Here is a 16,093-nt window from a genome sequence, read left to right on the forward strand (position 1 = left end):
GGCTCACCGGACGGGAGTGAAGTCCCGCGCCCCGATGAACTCCGGCCTGCGCACCGGCGCCGCGAACGGCTCCACCGCCTTGTTCTCCACGCTGTTGAAGACGATGAAGACGTTGCTGCGCGGGAACGGCGTGATGTTGTCGCCGGAGCCGTGCATGCAGTTGCAGTCGAACCAGGTCGCCGAGCCGGCCTTGCCGGTGAACAGCCGGATGCCGTGCTCGCCGGCCAGCTTCGTCAGACCCTCGTCGGACGGGGTGCCCGCGTCCTGCATCTGCAGCGACTTCTTGTAGTTGTCCTCGGGCGTGGCCCCCGCGCAGCCCAGGAACGTGCGGTGCGACCCCGGCATGATCATGAGGCCGCCGTTGGTGTCGTGGTTCTCGGTCAGCGCGATCGAGACGGACACCGTGCGCATGTTCGGCAGGCCGTCCTCGGCGTGCCAGGTCTCGAAGTCCGAGTGCCAGTAGAAGCCGCTCGCGCCGAAGCCCGGCTTGACGTTGATCCGCGACTGGTGGACGTACACGTCCGAACCGAGGATCTGCCGGGCCCGGCCGACCACCCGCTCGTCGCGCACGAGCTTCGCGAACACCTCGCTGATCCGGTGCACTTCGAAGACCGAGCGGATCTCCTTCGACTTCGGCTCGACGATCGAGCGCTCGTCGGCCCGGATCGCCGGATCGGAGACCAGCCGGTCCAGCTCGCTCCGGTAGACCTCGACCTCGTCCGGGGTGATCAGCTGGTCGACGGCGAGGAAGCCGTCGCGCTCGTACGCCTGCAGATCGGCCGTCGGGATCGGGCCGGGCGTGTCCGGGGAGCCCCAGAGCACCGGGTCCTGACGGGGCACGGCCACCTCACTGGTGCCGCGGCTGGGGTACAGGTCGGTGACAGCGGTCATGGGTGTCACACCTCCTCGGGCTCGGTGAGCAGCGGGTAGACGCCGTTCTCGTCGTGGTCCTCCCGTCCGGTCACGGGCGGGTTGAACACGCAGATGCAGTGGAAGTCCTCCTTGACGCGCAGCGTGTGCCGCTCGTGCCCGTTCAGGAGGTACATGGTGCCGGGAGTGATGGTGTACGTCTTCGCGGTCTCGCGGTCGGTGAGCTCGGCCTCGCCCTTGGTGCAGACGACGGCCTCTATGTGGTTGGCGTACCACATGTGCGTCTCGGTGCCGGCGTACAGGATGGTCTCGTGCACGGAGAAGCCGACCCGCTCCTTGGCGAGGACGATCCGCTTGCTCTCCCAAGTGCCGGACGCGGACTTGATGTGCCGGTCGGTGCCTTCGATGTCCTTGAACGATCGGACGATCACGGTGCTGAACTTCCTCCTGGTCGTACGGTGTGCTGTTCGTGCGGCCGGTGGGCCGTACGGAGCCGGTCAGACGGTCTCGCGGACCGAGCGGGAGAGGATGCTGAGACCCTCGTCCAGTTCCTCGGGGGTGATGGTGAGCGCGGGCAGCAGCTTGACGACCTCGCCCTCCGGGCCCGACGTCTCGATGAGCAGCCCCAGTTCGAAGGCGCGCCGGGCGACCCGCGAGGCACGCTCCTTGTCGCGGAACTCCAGGCCCCACACCAGGCCGCGGCCGCGGTACTCCTTCACGTCGGCGAGGTTCTCCTCGGTGATGGAGATCAGTGCCTGCTCGACCTGCTCGCCCCGGGTACGGGTCTGCTTCTCCATGGCGGAGCCGTCGGTCCAGTACGTCTCGAGGGCCGCGGTGGCGGTGACGAACGCGGGGTTGTTGCCGCGGAAGGTGCCGTTGTGCTCGCCCGGCTCCCAGACGTCCAGCTCGGGCTTGAACAGGCACAGCGACATCGGCAGGCCGTAGCCGCTGATCGACTTCGACACGGTGACGATGTCGGGCGTGACCCCCGCCTCCTCGAAGGAGAAGAAGGCGCCCGTACGGCCGCAGCCCATCTGGATGTCGTCGACGATGAGCAGCATGTCCTGGCGCTCGCACAGCTCGGCCAGCGCCCGCAGCCACTCCGGGCGCGCGACGTTGATGCCGCCCTCGCCCTGCACGGTCTCCACGATCACGGCGGCCGGCTTGTTGAGGCCCGACCCCTGGTCCTCGAGCAGCCGCTCGAACCACAGGAAGTCGGGGACCTGGCCGTCGAAGTAGTTGTCGAACGGCATGGGGGTTCCGTGCACCAGCGGGATGCCCGCGCCGGCCCGCTTGAAGGCGTTGCCGGTGACCGCGAGGGACCCCAGGGACATGCCGTGGAAGGCGTTCGTGAACGAGACGATGGCCTCCCGCCCCTTCACCTTCCGGGCGAGCTTCAGCGCCGACTCGACGGCGTTGGTGCCCGTCGGACCCGGGAACATGACCTTGTACGGCAGGTCGCGCGGGCGCAGCACCAGGTTCTCGAAGGTCTGCAGGAAGCTCCGCTTGGCGGTGGTCGACATGTCCAGGCCGTGGGTGACGCCGTCCCGGGACAGGTAGTCGATGAGCGCCCGTTTGAGCACCGGGTTGTTGTGCCCGTAGTTGAGTGAGCCGGCCCCGGCGAAGAAGTCGAGATACGCGTGGCCGTCCTCGTCGTACATACGGCTGCCCTGCGCACGGTCGAACACGGTGGGCCAGCCGCGGCAGTAGCTGCGAACCTCGGACTCGAGGGTTTCGAAGACGCTCAGGTCGGGCTGGGTGATCGTCACGGTGAATCGCTCCTCAGTGCGCGGTGGTGGGGGTCAGAGGGCCGATGCGGTACAGCACTTCGGGGTCGTGCGGGCCGTCCGGGAAAAGGCCGGCCGGGAACAGCACCTCGCGGGTCAGGTCCGCGCCGTGCCGGGCGGCGAACGAGGTGAACAGCCGCTCGGAGGCGGTGTTCCCCGGGGTGATGGTGGTCTCGATGCCGGTGATTCCGCGCTCGGCGGCGAGCCGGGCGGTCAGCCCGTCGAGCAGCGCGGCGGCGATGCCGTGGCCGCGGTAGGCGGAGTCCACGGCCACCTGCCACACGAGCAGGGTGCGGGGGTCGTCGGGCCGCACGTACCCGGTGACGAAACCGACGGGCTCGCCGTCCGCGTCGCGGGCCACCGCCGAGGTGGCCGCGAAGTCGCGGCACCACAGCAGATAGCTGTACGAGGAGTTCAGGTCGAGGGTTTTCGATTCTTTGGCGAGCCGCCAGAGCGAGGCTCCGTCGGTCACCGCCGGTCGGTCGATCAGCAGGTCTGCTGGTGCGGCAGTCATGCGGAAAGAATTTAGCGAGACAAATTGCAGAATGCACGGGCAGGGTTGCCGTGACTCGCGCCCACGGTGGTTGAATGTCGGATTTGACCCACATCAAACCGGGACAAAAGAACTCACTTGTGGAGTGTGTCACACGCATGAAACTTGCCGGAAAACCCGCCCGTTTAGCTTCGCAAAAACCGGGCAGAAGAAGACGGGAAGCTATCGACAGGTGAATTCGCGGAAATTGTGAAAGTGATTTGAATTCCCACTCGGGCAATGAAAACGGCCCGCACGGTGTGTGCGGGCCGTCGTTTCACGGACTTCCGTGGTCACCGCCAGGCTTCGGCGCCCGCCCGGCGGGCCGCCGCCACGTCCACCGTCAGCCCCCGCTCGGCGAGCGCCGCGCCCAGGGCCGCCAGGCAGGCCTGCACGGCATCCGGCGTGGCGTGCGGCCCGTAGTGGTTCACCCGGATCATCTCCTTGGCCAGGGCGCCGCCACCGGCGGCCAGCGGCAGCCCCGGGTCGCTCCCCAGCGCGTGCGCCACCAGCTCCGAGGCCACCGTCCCGGAGGGCACCCGCAGGGTGGTGGCCACCGGCGCCGCGTCCTTCGCCTCGTACACATACGGCTCCAGGCCGCCGCCCAGGGCCACCGCCCCCGCCCGGGTGGCCCGCGCGGCGGCCGCGTGCCGCGCCATCACCGCGTCCAGGCCCGCCGACTCGATCCGCTCAAGGCACGCCTCCAGCGCCAGCATCTCCAACTGGGCGGGAGCGTGCGGCAGCGCCTTGCGGCCGCCGTCGATCCAGCGGTCCTTCCAGTCCAGCAGCGAGAGGTACGAGCGGCGCGGGGCGTCCGGGTTGGCCGCCATGCGCGTCCACGCCCGCTCGCTCACCGAGATCGCCGACACCCCAGCCGGTCCGCCCATCGCCTTCTGGGCCCCGATCACGCACAGGTCCACGCCCCACGCGTCCGGCAGCACCGGCTCCGCGCCGACCGAGGCGACCGCGTCCAGATAGAACAGCGCGCCGTGCTCCCGCACCACCTCGCCGATCTCCGCGACCGGGTTGGTGTTGCCCGTCGCCGCCTCCGCGTGGACCAGCGACACGAAGTCGGTCTCCGGATGCGCGGCGAACGCCTCCCGGATCCGCTCGGCCGTCACCGCCGTGTGGAAGGGCACCTCGACGTCGTGCACCGTGGCCCCGCAGTCCCGCAGCCAGTTCCCGAAGGTCTGCCCGTACGGGCCCGTGATCACGTTCAGCGCCGTCGTGCCGGGTCCGGCCGCCGCGCGGATCGCGCCCTCCAGCGGCAGCAGCGCCTCGCCCTGGGTGATCAGCACGTCCTGCCGGGTGTCCAGCAGCCGGGCCACCCGGTCCTCGATGGCGGCGAACCGTTCGGCGCTCAGCGGGGGCAGATCGAGGAGGGGGTGGGTCACGGCGCTGCTCTCTTCGCTCACGAGGGTCCAGGAGGCCGGCCGGAGGCCGACGGAAATGAGGGTAACTCTCGCCCCCCACCGCCCCGGCGACCGGCGAGTTCTCAGGCCGGACAGCCCATCGGCCATCGGTTTGGTTTGAGAGACCCAAACATCTCCTTATAATCGGAACCCACGATTCCCCCCACTGGAGATCCCCATGAATACGCTCCTCCGGCGCCGGACCCGCCTTCTGGCCGCCACCACCGCCACGGCCGGGCTCGTCCTCGTGGCCGGCTGCTCCTCGGGCGACGGGGGGAGCGGCGCCACGGTCAAGGGGGTCCACCTCGTCAAGGCCGGGCAGCTCACCACCTGCACCCACCTGCCGTACCCGCCGTTCCAGTCGGAGGTGAACGGCAAGGTGCAGGGCTTCGACGTCTCCCTCGTCGACCTCGTCGCCAAGAACCTGGGCGTGAAGCAGCAGATCCTCGACACGCCGTTCGAGAATTTCAAGACCGGCGCGTTCCTCAACTCTGGGCAGTGCGACCTGGCCGCGGCCGGCATGACCATCACCGCCGAGCGCAAGAAGAACGTCGACTTCTCCGACCCGTACTTCGAGGCCACCCAGGCCGTCCTGGTCGACAGGAGCAGCGGGATCAACTCCCTGGAGGACGTCAAGGCCAAGGGCAAGAAGCTCGGCGCCCAGGCGCAGACGACCGGCGAGGACTACGTCAGGGGCAAGGGCTACGACCCGATCTCCTTCGAGTCCTCCGACGCGGTCCTCAACGGCCTGCGCACCGGCCAGGTCCAGGCCGTCGTCATCGACTACCCGGTCGTCCAGGGCTGGCTGAAGGACAAGGCCAACGCCGACAAGTTCAAGGTCGTCGGCAACCTCAAGACCGGTGAGCAGTACGGGTTCACCGTCAAGAAGGGCAACACCAAGCTGCGCGAGGCCCTCGACAAGGCGATCGCCGACGCGAAGGCCGACGGCACGTACAAGAAGCTGTACGAGAAGTGGATCGGCCCGTACGACACGTCCGCCGCCTCTCCCTCGGCCTCATGACCGACACCGGCGTACGACTCCAGCCGAAGAAGAAGGGCCTGACCCGGCGGCAGCGCCGCAGCCTGTCCCGGGCCGTGCAGTACGCCGTGTTCGCCGCCGCCGTGATCGCGTTCGCGGTCGCGGCGGACTGGGGCCGGCTGAAGAACCAGTTCGCCCAGGGCAGCATCGCCAAGCAGATGTTCCCCGAGGTCATCACGCTGGCGCTGAAGAACACCGTGCTCTACACGCTGTCCGGCTTCGTCGTCGGACTCGTCCTCGGCATGGTCATCGCGTTGATGCGGCTGTCCTCCGTGGGCCCTTACCGCTGGGTGGCGGGCGTCTACATCGAGATCTTCCGCGGCCTGCCGGCCCTGCTGATCTTCATCTTCGTGGGCGTGGCAGTGCCGCTCGCCTTCCCGGGCACGGAGATCCCGGGCGGTACCTACGGCAAGGTCGCCATCGCGCTCGGCCTGGTCTCGGCCGCGTACATGGCGGAGACGATCCGCGCCGGCATCCAGGCCGTGCCCAAGGGGCAGATGGAGGCGGCCCGTTCGCTCGGGTTCTCGCCCGCCCGGGCCATGGTCTCGATCATCGTCCCGCAAGCCTTCCGGATCATCCTGCCGCCGCTCACCAACGAGCTCGTCCTGCTCTTCAAGGACTCCTCGCTGGTGCTGTTCCTCGGCGTCACCCTGGAGGAGCGCGAACTGTCCAAGTACGGCCGCGATCTGGCCAGTACCACCGCCAACTCCACGCCGATCCTGGTCGCGGGCCTGTGCTACCTGCTGGTGACCATCCCGCTCGGCTACGTCGTCCGCCGCATGGAGTCCAGGTCCCAGGAGGCGATCCGATGAGCAGCGCGGAGATCCAGGTCCGGGACCTGCACAAGTCCTTCGGCGACAACCATGTGCTGCGCGGCATCGACCTGGAGATCGGCCAGGGCGAGGTCGTCTGCGTCATCGGACCCTCCGGCTCCGGCAAGTCCACGCTGCTGCGCTGCGTGAACCTGCTCGAGGAGCCCACCAAGGGCCAGGTCTTCGTCGGCGGCACCGAACTGACCGACCCCGACGTCGACATCGACGCCGTGCGCCGGCGCATCGGCATGGTCTTCCAGCAGTTCAACCTCTTCCCGCACCTGAACGTCACCGAGAACCTCACGCTGCCGCAGCGCCGGGTCCTCGGCCGGGACAGGGCGACGGCCGCGCGGACCGCCGCCGAGAACCTGGCCCGCGTCGGCCTGGCCGAGAAGGCGCAGGCCTACCCGTCCTCCCTATCCGGCGGCCAGCAGCAGCGGGTGGCCATCGCCCGCGCGCTCGCCATGGGCCCCGAGGTGATGCTGTTCGACGAACCGACCTCCGCGCTCGACCCCGAACTGGTCGGGGACGTCCTCGCGGTGATGCGCCGGCTCGCCGAGGAGGGCATGACCATGATGGTCGTCACGCACGAGATGACCTTCGCGCGAGAGGTCGCCGACCGGGTCGTCTTCATGGACGGCGGCGTGATCGTCGAGGAGGGCAGCCCCGGCCAGGTCATCGGTGCCCCCCGGCACGAGCGCACCCGCCACTTCCTCTCCCGCCTGCTGGACCCGGCGATGGCCGAGGTCGAGGAGGAGGCCTCGGGCCAGGTCGGGAAGCCCGGGGAGTAGCTCACCGCGATGGCTCACTAAGGTGCCGGGTATGAGCGATGACGCGGTGCTGCACGTGAGGGGGCGGGTCCTGGCCGGGCCCGAGGACGTCCGCGACGAGCTGTGGGTGGTCGGGGGACGCGTCTCCTACGACCGCCCCGCCGGGGCGCGCGACATCACCACCGTCGAGGGCTGGGCGCTGCCCGGCCTGGTCGACGCGCACTGTCACGTCGGCCTCGGCGCCGAGGGCCCGGTGGACGCGGACACCGCCGAGAAGCAGGCGCTGACCGACCGGGAGCGGGGCACCCTGCTGATCCGGGACGCCGGCTCGCCCTCCGACACCCGCTGGATCGACGACCGCGAGGACCTCCCGAAGATCATCCGGGCGGGCCGGCACATCGCCCGCACCCGCCGCTACATCCGCAACTACGCGTGGGAGGTCGAGCCGGAGGACCTGGTCGCCCACGTCGCCCGGGAGGCGGAGCGCGGCGACGGCTGGGTGAAGCTGGTCGGCGACTGGATCGACCGCGACCTCGGCGACCTGTCCGCCTGCTGGCCGCGGGAGGCGGCCGAGGCCGCCATCGCCGAGGCCCACCGGCTGGGCGCCCGTGTCACCGCGCACTGCTTCGCCGAGAGCTCCCTGCGCGACCTGGTCGAGGCCGGCATCGACTGCGTCGAGCACGCCACGGGCCTGACGGACGACCTGATCCCCCTCTTCGCCGAGCGGGGCGTGGCGATCGTCCCCACCCTCGTCAACATCGCCACCTTCCCGCAGCTCGCCGCGGGCGGCGAACGCAGGTATCCGCGCTGGTCGGCCCATATGCGCCGGCTGCACGAGCGTCGCTACGACACCGTGCGCGGCGCCCACGACGCCGGCATCCAGGTCTACGTCGGCACGGACGCCGGCGGATCCCTGGCCCACGGCCTGGTCGCCGCCGAGGTCGCGGAACTGGTCACCGCGGGCATTCCGCCCGTCCAGGCGGTGGCCGCGGCGAGCTGGAGCGCCCGCGCCTGGCTGGGCCGCCCAGGCCTCGAGGAGGGCGCGCCGGCCGACCTCGTGGTGTACGAGGCCGACCCGCGGGCGGACGTCCGGGTACTGGCGGCCCCGCGCCGGGTGGTGCTGAACGGGCGCGTCGTGGAGTAGGGGGGAGCAGGGGGAGCAGGGCCGACGAGCCGGCAGAGGGGCCCGAGCGGAGCAGGGGAACGCATGTGCCCGGTGATTCGAAGAGATGTGCTGAAACTCCACGATAGAGTGAAGTGACGCAGGATAGCTGACCGTTCACCCACAGTGCGTACAAGGTTGACGCGTCCCAAGCAAGTTTCTTCTGGGGGTCCCTGCCTTGAACAGCCACAACTTCCGCATGCCCGCACGCAGACTCGCCACGGTCGCGACGGTCACCGCGCTCGCCGCGGCGCCCGCGCTGCTGGGCGCGAGCGCCGCGCACGCCACTACCGGCCACGGTCGCGCCTCCGCCGTCGTGCTCCGTACCGGGCTCGACGTGTCCCTGCTCAACAAGACCGTGAACGTCCCGCTCGCGGTCAGCCTCAACGAGGTCCAGGCGCCGCGCAGCGCGGACAGGACGGCCCTGACGGCCCGGCTCGACGGCGTGAACGGCGGCCGGCCGTTCACGGTCCTCCGCGCGGAGGCCGCCTCGGCCAGGGCCACGGCGAACGGCCGGCTCGCCGAGGGCTCGGTCCGCCTCGCCCACGCCAGGCTGCACGTCCCGGGCCTGCCCCTGCTCTCCGTGGTGGAGGTCGGCACGGTCACCGCCAAGGCGACCTGCGCCGCCGGGAAGGCACCGGTCGCCTCCGCGAACGTCCTCGGCGCCGTCACGGTCCTCGGCAAGCGGGTCACGCTGACCGCCGGCGGCCCGACCGAGGTGAAGGTGCCCGGCGTCGGCGAGGTCCGCCTCGACCTCTCCCGGCGCCGGACCACGTCCCGTACGGCGGCCGCCACGGCACTCGAACTCAAGGTGTCCGTCAACCCGTTGAAGCTGAACGTGGCCGAGGTGAACGGCACGGTCACCCTCGCCAAGGCCACCTGCGAAACCCCCGCACCCGCCCGCCGCACAGCCCCGAGCCACGCCGGCACCGCCCCCGAGGTCGAGCCCCAGGGCGCCCCGGGCGCCCAGGCCGACCTCGCGGAAACGGGCGGCGACTCCTCGACCCCGTACATCGCGGGCGGCGCCCTGGCACTGCTGCTGGTCGGCGGAGGCGCGGTGACGGTGGCCCGCCGCCGCAGGAGCTGACGACGTCTTCCCGGCCGACCGGGACCGCTGGGCGGTGCGATGGGGCGACGGTGGCGCCCCCGGCCGGCCGAGACGGTCGGCGGGGGGCGCGGGTACGGCGCTTCTCAGCCGACCGATACGGTCGGCCGGGGGCGCGGTGACGAGGGCACGCCGAGGCGTGAGCCGACGGTGCCTTCTCAGCCGACCGAGTCGGGTGGCCGGGTCGGAAACGGGGTCCAGGGAGCGGAGCTGCTGGCGTGGTCCGGGGCGGAGCCCCGGCTACGGCAGCGCGGCCGACAGCGCGGCCAGGAACCCCCTCACCGTCCCCCGGTCCCGCACCGCCACCCGCACCCACTCGTCCCCGTCCAGCCCGGGAAACGTGTCCCCCCGCCGCACCGCGTACCCCAGCTCACGCAACCGCCGCCGTACGACACCCGCCCGGGGCACACGCACCAGCACGAACGGCCCCTCCGCGGGCGACACCACCCGCACCCCGCGGGACGCGAACGCGGCGAGTCCCGCCACCAGATGGCCGCGGTCCGCCGCGATCCGGTGCGCCGCGTGCGCCGCCTCCGCCAGCGCCCGGGGGGCCACACACGCCTCGGCCGCGGCGAGCGCCGGCGTCGACACCGGCCACAGCGGCTGAGCCCGCTCCAGCCCGGCGATCGTCTCCGGCGCGGCCAGCACGTACCCGATGCGCAGCCCGGCCAGCCCCCAGGTCTTGGTCAGACTGCGCAGCACGACAAGACCGGGCACGTCCGTCCGCCCGGCCAGCGCCTCCCGCTCACCCGGCACCGCGTCCATGAACGCCTCATCGACCACCAGCACCCGGCCGGGCCGGGCGAGTTCAGCGATCGAGGCGCCCGGATGCAGTACCGACGTCGGATTCGTCGGGTTCCCGATCACCACCAGGTCCGCCTCCTCGGGCACCGCCGCCGGATCCAGCCGGAACCCGTCCGCCTCCCGCAGCAGCACCCGGTCCACGGTGTGCCCCGCGTCCCGCAGCGCCGCCTCCGGCTCGGTGAACTGCGGATGCACCACGACCGGCCGGCGCACCTTCAGCGCCCGCGCCAGCAGCACGAACGCCTCCGCCGCCCCCGCCGTCAGCAGCACCCGCTCCACCGGCAGCCCGTGCCGCGCCGCGACCGCCGCCCGCGCGGCCCGCCCGTCCGGGTAGGCCGCGAGGGACGGCAGCGAGGCGGCGATCTCCTCCCGCAGCCACCGCGGGGGCGTGTCCGCACGGACGTTGACGGCGAGGTCGACCAGCCCGGCGCCGTCGTCACGCATCTCCGCGTCGCCGTGATGACGCAGATCGTGCCCGGTGCCCGGGCCCCCGGTCTCCTCAGTGCGCATGGCTGTGCGAGTGCCCCCCGTGATGGTGGTGCCCGTGGTGGTGGCCGTCGTCGTCCGGGTGGAAGTGCGGCTGCTGCGGCAGCCCCACCTTGTCCTCGAAGCCCGGCAGCGCGATCCGGTACACGCAGGAGTCGCAGTTCATCCGCAGATCACCCTTGACGGCCTCCGCGTACCGCTCCATCACCAGGTCCAGCAGCTCCGGCTCGGGACCGATGACGTCCGCGGAGCGCACCTCGAGCTCCGGACGAGCGGCCGCCCAGTCCTCGGTCTGCCTGCGCACCCGGTCCGGCAGGATGCCGGTGAACAGGAAGTAGGGCAGCACGACGATCCGCCGCGCCCCCAGCCGCACACACCGGTCGAGCCCGCTCGGCACGTCCGGCGCCGCCAGCGACACGAACGCCGTCTCGACGCCCGCGTAGCCGCGCCCCTCCCACAGCAGCCGGGCCGCCTTGTGCACCTCGGCGTTGGCGTCCGGGTCGGTCGAGCCGCGCCCCACCAGCAGCACGGTCACGTCGGACCGCTCGGCGGACGTACCGGCCAGCGCCTGCTCCAGCCGCCGCTCCAGCACGTTCAGCAGCGCCGGGTGCGGGCCGAGCGGACGCCCGTAGGTGTACGAGACGCCCGGGTGCCGTTCCTTCTCCCGGGACAGCGCCGCCGGGATGTCGCCCTTGGCGTGCCCTGCGGACACCAGCATCAGCGGTACGGCCGCGAACCGCCGTACGCCCCGCTCCACCAGCTCGGCGACCGCCTCGCCCAGCGGCGGCGGGGACAGCTCGATGAAGCCGCCGGCGACGGGCAGTTCGGGGTGGCGGCGGCCCAGCTCCCGAACGAAGTCGCGGAACGCCTCGGCTCCGGCCTCGTCCCGGGTGCCGTGGCCGGCGATGAGCAGGGCGGGCGGCGAGGTGGTCACGGGGTCTCCTTCGGAGAAATCGGTTGGTACAGCAGGGCGTTGAGCGCGGCGGCGGCGACCGCCGACCCGCCCTTCTCGGACACGTTGCTCACGGCGGGCAGCCCGCTCGCGCGCAACGCCTCCTTGGACTCGGCCGCGCCGACGAAGCCGACGGGCAGGCCGATGACGAGTGCCGGGGAGGCGTCCAGGGTGAGCAGTTCCTCCAGGGCGGTCGGCGCGCAGCCGATCACCCACAGGGCGCCCGGCCCGACCTGCTCGTACGCGAGCCGGATCGCGTGCGCCGAACGGGTCAGCCCCGGACCGGCCGCGGCGTCCTTCAGCCGGCAGACGGTCTCCCGCCGGGTGATGCCGGCCGCGACCATCTCCACGTCCACCACGACGGGCGCCCCGGCGTGCAGCGCGGCGTGCGCCCTCACCAGGTCGCCCTCGTCGGTGACGAGGTCGGTCGCGTACTCCAGGTCGGCGGCGGAGTGGATGACCCGCTCCACCACCGCCCGGGTCAGCGGCGGGAAGTGCGAGGTGTCCAGGCGGGCGCGCAGCCGCCGGAAGGACTCCTGCTCGATGGGGTGGACGACACGGTTCACCGGGCGCCCTCCCGCAGGCCGGTCCGCGCGCCTTCCTGCCAGCGGTAGCCGCGCGGGGTCACCATGCGGCCGGCGATGTTCCGGGTCGCGGTGTTGCCCACGGTGACGACCGTCATCATGTCGACCGTCGCCGGGTCCAGTTCGCCGAGCGTGGTCAGCCGGCTCGACTCGTCCGGCCGGGAGGCGTTGCGCACCACACCGACCGGCGTCGCCGGGTCCCGGTGCCCGGCGAGGATCGCGAGCGCCTTGGGCAGCTGCCAGTCGCGGCCCCGGGACCTCGGGTTGTAGAAGGTGACCACGATGTCCGCCTCGGCCGCCGCCCGCACCCGCCGCTCGATGACCTCCCACGGCGTGTGCAGGTCGGACAGGCTGATGGACACGTGGTCGTGACCCAGCGGCGCGCCGAGGATCGCCCCCGCGGCCAGCGCGGCCGTCACGCCCGGCACGCCGACCACGTCGATGTCGTCGGACGCCTCGGCGAGCGCCGGCGAGGCCATGGCGTACACGCCCGCGTCCCCGCTGCCGATCAGCGCCACCGCGTGCCCGCGCCGGGCCTCCGCCACGGCCGTCCGGGCCCGCTCCTCCTCCGCGCCGAGCCCCGACTCCAGCACCCGGGTGCCGGGCCGCAGCAGATCGCGGATCTGGTCGACGTACTGGTCGAGGCCGACCAGCACCGAGGCCTGCCGCAGCTCGGCCGCCGCACGCGGGGTGAGCAGGTCCCGGGCGCCCGGCCCGAGCCCGACCACGGCGAGCCGCCCGCGCCCCGGACGCCGTGCCACGGCGCAGGTCGCCATCGCCGGCCGGCCGTCGGCGCGTACCGACTTCCGCTTGGGCACGAGGAGTTCACCGCCGCGCGCCAGCGCCGCCGCCTCCGCGACCGACGGCGTGCCGACGGCCGCGAGCGGCGCGCCGGACGGGTTGGGCACCGCCACGTCCGCCAGTTCCTCCGCCGGGTACGTCACCAGGGGCACCCCCAGCCTCCCGGCGGCGGCCACGATGCCCGGCTCCTCCGACTTGGCGTCCACGGTGGCGAGTTCGGCGACCGACCGCGGCGACAGGCCCGCCTCCCGCAGCGCCTCCTCGACCAGCCCGAGCACCTCGTCCGCCGGCGCGCCCCGGGAGGCGCCCACGCCGACCACCAGGGACGGCGGCCTGAGCAGCACCTCCCGCTCGCCAGGCGCGACGGCCCGGTCGGTGAGCCGGACGGTGTACGCGCCCCGCGGCGAGGTGGGCAGCGCGGGCAGCGGCCACGGCAACTCGGCCTCCAGGGCGACCGGTTCGCCGTCCAGCAGGGCCCGTGACACCGCGGCCACCGCCCCCTCGAACGGCAACCCGAGGGTGTCGAGACCCGGCAGCCCCACGGCGTCCGTCGCGGTCGTCACCACCGGCTCCGCGCCCAGCAGGTCGCCCACCTCGCGGGCGAGTTCGTTGGCGCCGCCGCCGTGCCCGCCGAGCAGCGACACCGCGAACCGGCCGCCCTCGTCCACGCACACCACGCCCGGATCGGTCGCCTTGTCGCCGAGCAGCGGCGCGAGCAGCCGTACCACCGCGCCCGTCGCCAGGAAGCAGACCAGCTGCTCGCACTCGGCGAACGCGGCCCGTACGGCCTCCCCGGCGCCACCGTCGTACACCCGCGCACGGTCCGGCCAGGCCGCGGCCAGCCGGTCCCGCGCCGCCGCGCCCGCCGCGGTGGCGGAAATGAGGCCGATCACTTCGCTACTCCTTCACTGGATGCCGGGGGTCGGACGCCCCACAGCAGGAAAACCGGATTGGCCGCCGCCAGCCGGGTCACGTCCCCGGGCAGCGGCGCCAGCCGGGACGACTGCAACAGCACGCCGTCGCAGTGGAGCCCCGCGCCAGTCAGTGCCGCGCGCGCGGCCGGTACCCGGTCAAGGGCGGCCATGGCGACGACGACGGTCCGCCGGGCCCGCCGCGCGCACGCGCCGACGATGGCCGCCAGCTCGCGCCCCCCGCCGCCGACGAACACGGCGTCGGGTTCGTCGAGCCCGTCCAGCGCGCCCGGCGCCGCACCGTGCACCACGTCCACGTCGACTCCGTGGGCGGCGGCGTTGGCCCGGATCCGCTCGACCCCGTCCGCGGTCCGCTCCACGGCGACGGCGGCCGCGCCGAGCCGCGCGCACTCCACGGCCACCGAACCCGAGCCCGCCCCGACGTCCCACACCAGGTCGCCCAGGCGCGGCCCCAGCCGGGCCAGCGCCAGCGCCCGCACCTCGAACTTGGTGATCATCGAGTCGCGGTGCGCGAACTCGCCCTCGTCCAGGGCCCATCCGGCGGGCCGCGCCCCCGCCCCGGCGACCGTCCGCACGGCGCCCAGCGTCCGCGCCTCGTCCAGGCACAGCACCACGCTCACCGCCGTACCCCAGTCCCGGGCGGCGGCCTCGGCGGGCGTCACCCGCTCCACGCGCTCGTGCTCCGGATCGCCCAGCGCGCTCGCCACGACCAGCAGCCGGCCGCCGCCGAGCGCGGCTCCCAGCTCGGCCGGCCCGGCGCCGGGCCCGGTCAGCACGGCCACCTTCGGATGCGCCCGGCACGCGTTGACGGACGTCCGCAGATCACGCCCGTGCGCGCTGACCACGACCGCGTCGTCCCACGGCAGCCCCAGCCGCGCGAACGCGGCGGCCACCGAGGACACCCCCGGCCGCACGTCCAGCCGCCCCGCCCCGAACCGCTCGGCCAGCGCCCGCGTGATCCCGAAGAACCCCGGGTCCCCGGAGGCCAGCACGACCACCGGCAGCCCCTTGCCCGCGTACTCCCCGATCGCGTCCAGGGCGGGCGCCAGCGGCCCGAGCACGATCCGCTCGGCCCCCTCGGGCAGGTGCACGGCGTCCAGGTGTCGCCGCCCGCCCACGACGAGTGCGGCCCCGGCGAGCACCTCGTCCGCGACCGGCGCCCCCGTCCCCGTACCGACGACCGTGATCAACTCTTCGCCCTCTGCTCGCGCAGCGCCCGCCGCGCCTCCGGGTCGGCCTTGCGGTACCCGTGGAAGTGGCCGGGGTGGTACAGGTGCGAGCGGGTCCCGTGGGCGCCCAGGGCCGGACCGACCAGGAAGAGGGTGTGCTTCCAGAGCTTGTGTTCCTTGACCGTCTCCTCCAGCGTGCCGATCGTGCACCTGACGACCAGCTCCTCCGGCCAGGTCGCCTGGTACGCGACGATCACGGGGGTGTCCGTGGGGTAGCCGCCCTCCAGCAGCTCCCGCACGAGCTGGCCGCTGCGCGCCGCCGACAGGAACACCGCCATCGTGGTGCCGTGCCGGGCGAACTCGCGCACCTCCTCACCGGGCGGCATCGGCGTCTTGCCGCCGCCGAGCCGGGTCAGGACGACCGACTGGGCCACCTCGGGGATGGTCAGCTCCCGCTGGGCGAGGGCGGCCACGGCGGAGAACGAGGACACTCCCGGCACCACCTCCGTCGCGATGCCGATCTCCGCGCACCGGTCGAGCTGCTCCTGCGTGCCGCCCCACAGCGCCGGGTCCCCGGAGTGGATCCGCGCGACCTTCAGCCCCTCGGCGCGGGCCCGCCGGTAGACGCCGACCACGTCCTCCAGCGACAGGGCCGCCGAGTCCAGGATCTCCGCGTCCCCCCGCGCGTGCTCGAGGACCTCGGCCTGCACCAGGCTCGCCGCCCAGATCACCACGTCGGCCGCCGCGATCGCGCGCGCGGCCCGGAACGTCAGCAGATCGGCGGCGCCGGGGCCGGCACCGACGAACGTCACCTTGCCGGTGGGGGCATCGGCCATGGCCATGGGAAGGGGTCCTCTCGTAGGAAAGACGCAGGTC

Annotated in this window: 16 protein-coding genes; 5 read left to right on the top strand and 11 right to left on the bottom strand. The window is 72.8% G+C overall.

All coding sequences use genetic code 11. From position 1 onward, the window contains the following. Window positions 1–3: 3 nt before the first annotated feature. From thpD to ACFVVO_RS22380, 5 genes are all read right to left on the bottom strand, one after another. The gene (gene thpD, locus ACFVVO_RS22360; protein ID WP_390057323.1) at window positions 4–891 is read right to left on the bottom strand and encodes an ectoine hydroxylase; all 888 of its coding nucleotides are present in this window, start codon (window positions 889–891) and stop codon (window positions 4–6) included. A 5-nt stretch (window positions 892–896) separates the two neighbouring features. Then, on the bottom strand, window positions 897–1,301 hold the full coding sequence (locus ACFVVO_RS22365) for an ectoine synthase (protein WP_390057324.1): 405 nt from the start codon (window positions 1,299–1,301) through the stop codon (window positions 897–899). A 66-nt stretch (window positions 1,302–1,367) separates the two neighbouring features. Then, entirely contained in the window at window positions 1,368–2,639 is a 1,272-nt protein-coding gene (gene ectB / locus ACFVVO_RS22370) for a diaminobutyrate--2-oxoglutarate transaminase (protein WP_390057325.1), read from the bottom strand. A gap of 13 nt (window positions 2,640–2,652) precedes the next feature. Next, complete coding sequence (gene ectA / locus ACFVVO_RS22375; protein ID WP_390057326.1) at window positions 2,653–3,171, bottom strand: diaminobutyrate acetyltransferase; 519 nt, start codon at window positions 3,169–3,171, stop codon at window positions 2,653–2,655. Window positions 3,172–3,482: 311 nt separating this feature from the next. After that, entirely contained in the window at window positions 3,483–4,583 is a 1,101-nt protein-coding gene (locus ACFVVO_RS22380) for a pyridoxal-phosphate-dependent aminotransferase family protein (RefSeq protein WP_390057327.1), read from the bottom strand. A 196-nt stretch (window positions 4,584–4,779) separates the two neighbouring features. On the opposite strand from ACFVVO_RS22380, the gene ACFVVO_RS22385 reads away from it, so the two are divergent. The 5 genes from ACFVVO_RS22385 to ACFVVO_RS22405 all read left to right on the top strand — a co-directional run bounded on the left by ACFVVO_RS22385 (window position 4,780) and on the right by ACFVVO_RS22405 (window position 9,471). Beyond that, the gene (locus ACFVVO_RS22385; protein WP_390057328.1) at window positions 4,780–5,622 is read left to right on the top strand and encodes a transporter substrate-binding domain-containing protein; all 843 of its coding nucleotides are present in this window, start codon (window positions 4,780–4,782) and stop codon (window positions 5,620–5,622) included. Beyond that, entirely contained in the window at window positions 5,619–6,452 is an 834-nt protein-coding gene (locus ACFVVO_RS22390) for an amino acid ABC transporter permease (protein WP_390057329.1), read from the top strand. Before ACFVVO_RS22385 ends, ACFVVO_RS22390 begins: the two co-directional genes overlap by 4 nt. After that, a complete protein-coding gene (locus tag ACFVVO_RS22395; protein ID WP_390057330.1) occupies window positions 6,449–7,243 on the top strand; it encodes an amino acid ABC transporter ATP-binding protein in 795 nt (264 codons plus the stop codon). The genes ACFVVO_RS22390 and ACFVVO_RS22395 overlap by 4 nt, the downstream gene beginning before the upstream one ends. 31 nt (window positions 7,244–7,274) lie before the next feature. After that, window positions 7,275–8,366: an amidohydrolase family protein gene (locus ACFVVO_RS22400; protein WP_390057331.1), complete on the top strand. Its 1,092-nt coding sequence runs from the start codon at window positions 7,275–7,277 to the stop codon at window positions 8,364–8,366. A 196-nt stretch (window positions 8,367–8,562) separates the two neighbouring features. Beyond that, window positions 8,563–9,471 (top strand): SCO1860 family LAETG-anchored protein, encoded by a 909-nt coding sequence (locus ACFVVO_RS22405; protein WP_390057332.1) that lies wholly within the window; start codon window positions 8,563–8,565, stop codon window positions 9,469–9,471. 258 nt (window positions 9,472–9,729) lie between these two features. On the opposite strand, the gene cobC is transcribed toward ACFVVO_RS22405, so the two are convergent. Genes cobC through cobM form a run of 6 tightly spaced genes read right to left on the bottom strand, consistent with a single transcriptional unit; the run spans window position 9,730 to window position 16,053 of the window. Next, a complete protein-coding gene (gene cobC, locus ACFVVO_RS22410; RefSeq protein ID WP_390057333.1) occupies window positions 9,730–10,803 on the bottom strand; it encodes an Rv2231c family pyridoxal phosphate-dependent protein CobC in 1,074 nt (357 codons plus the stop codon). Beyond that, window positions 10,793–11,713: a sirohydrochlorin chelatase gene (locus ACFVVO_RS22415; protein WP_390057334.1), complete on the bottom strand. Its 921-nt coding sequence runs from the start codon at window positions 11,711–11,713 to the stop codon at window positions 10,793–10,795. The genes cobC and ACFVVO_RS22415 overlap by 11 nt, the downstream gene beginning before the upstream one ends. Then, a complete protein-coding gene (locus ACFVVO_RS22420) occupies window positions 11,710–12,297 on the bottom strand; it encodes a precorrin-8X methylmutase (protein ID WP_390057335.1) in 588 nt (195 codons plus the stop codon). The genes ACFVVO_RS22415 and ACFVVO_RS22420 overlap by 4 nt, the downstream gene beginning before the upstream one ends. Next, the gene (cobJ, locus tag ACFVVO_RS22425) at window positions 12,294–14,009 is read right to left on the bottom strand and encodes a precorrin-3B C(17)-methyltransferase (RefSeq protein ID WP_390057336.1); all 1,716 of its coding nucleotides are present in this window, start codon (window positions 14,007–14,009) and stop codon (window positions 12,294–12,296) included. The genes ACFVVO_RS22420 and cobJ overlap by 4 nt, the downstream gene beginning before the upstream one ends. Beyond that, on the bottom strand, window positions 14,006–15,238 hold the full coding sequence (gene cbiE / locus ACFVVO_RS22430) for a precorrin-6y C5,15-methyltransferase (decarboxylating) subunit CbiE (RefSeq protein ID WP_390057337.1): 1,233 nt from the start codon (window positions 15,236–15,238) through the stop codon (window positions 14,006–14,008). The genes cobJ and cbiE overlap by 4 nt, the downstream gene beginning before the upstream one ends. Next, window positions 15,235–16,053, bottom strand: a complete 819-nt coding sequence (gene cobM, locus ACFVVO_RS22435; RefSeq protein WP_390057410.1) for a precorrin-4 C(11)-methyltransferase — start codon at window positions 16,051–16,053, stop codon at window positions 15,235–15,237. Before cobM ends, cbiE begins: the two co-directional genes overlap by 4 nt. Window positions 16,054–16,093 lie beyond the last annotated feature (40 nt).

The sequence above is a fragment of the Streptomyces sp. NPDC058145 genome (assembly GCF_042884245.1).
In the GTDB taxonomy this organism is placed as follows: Bacteria; Actinomycetota; Actinomycetes; order Streptomycetales; family Streptomycetaceae; genus Streptomyces.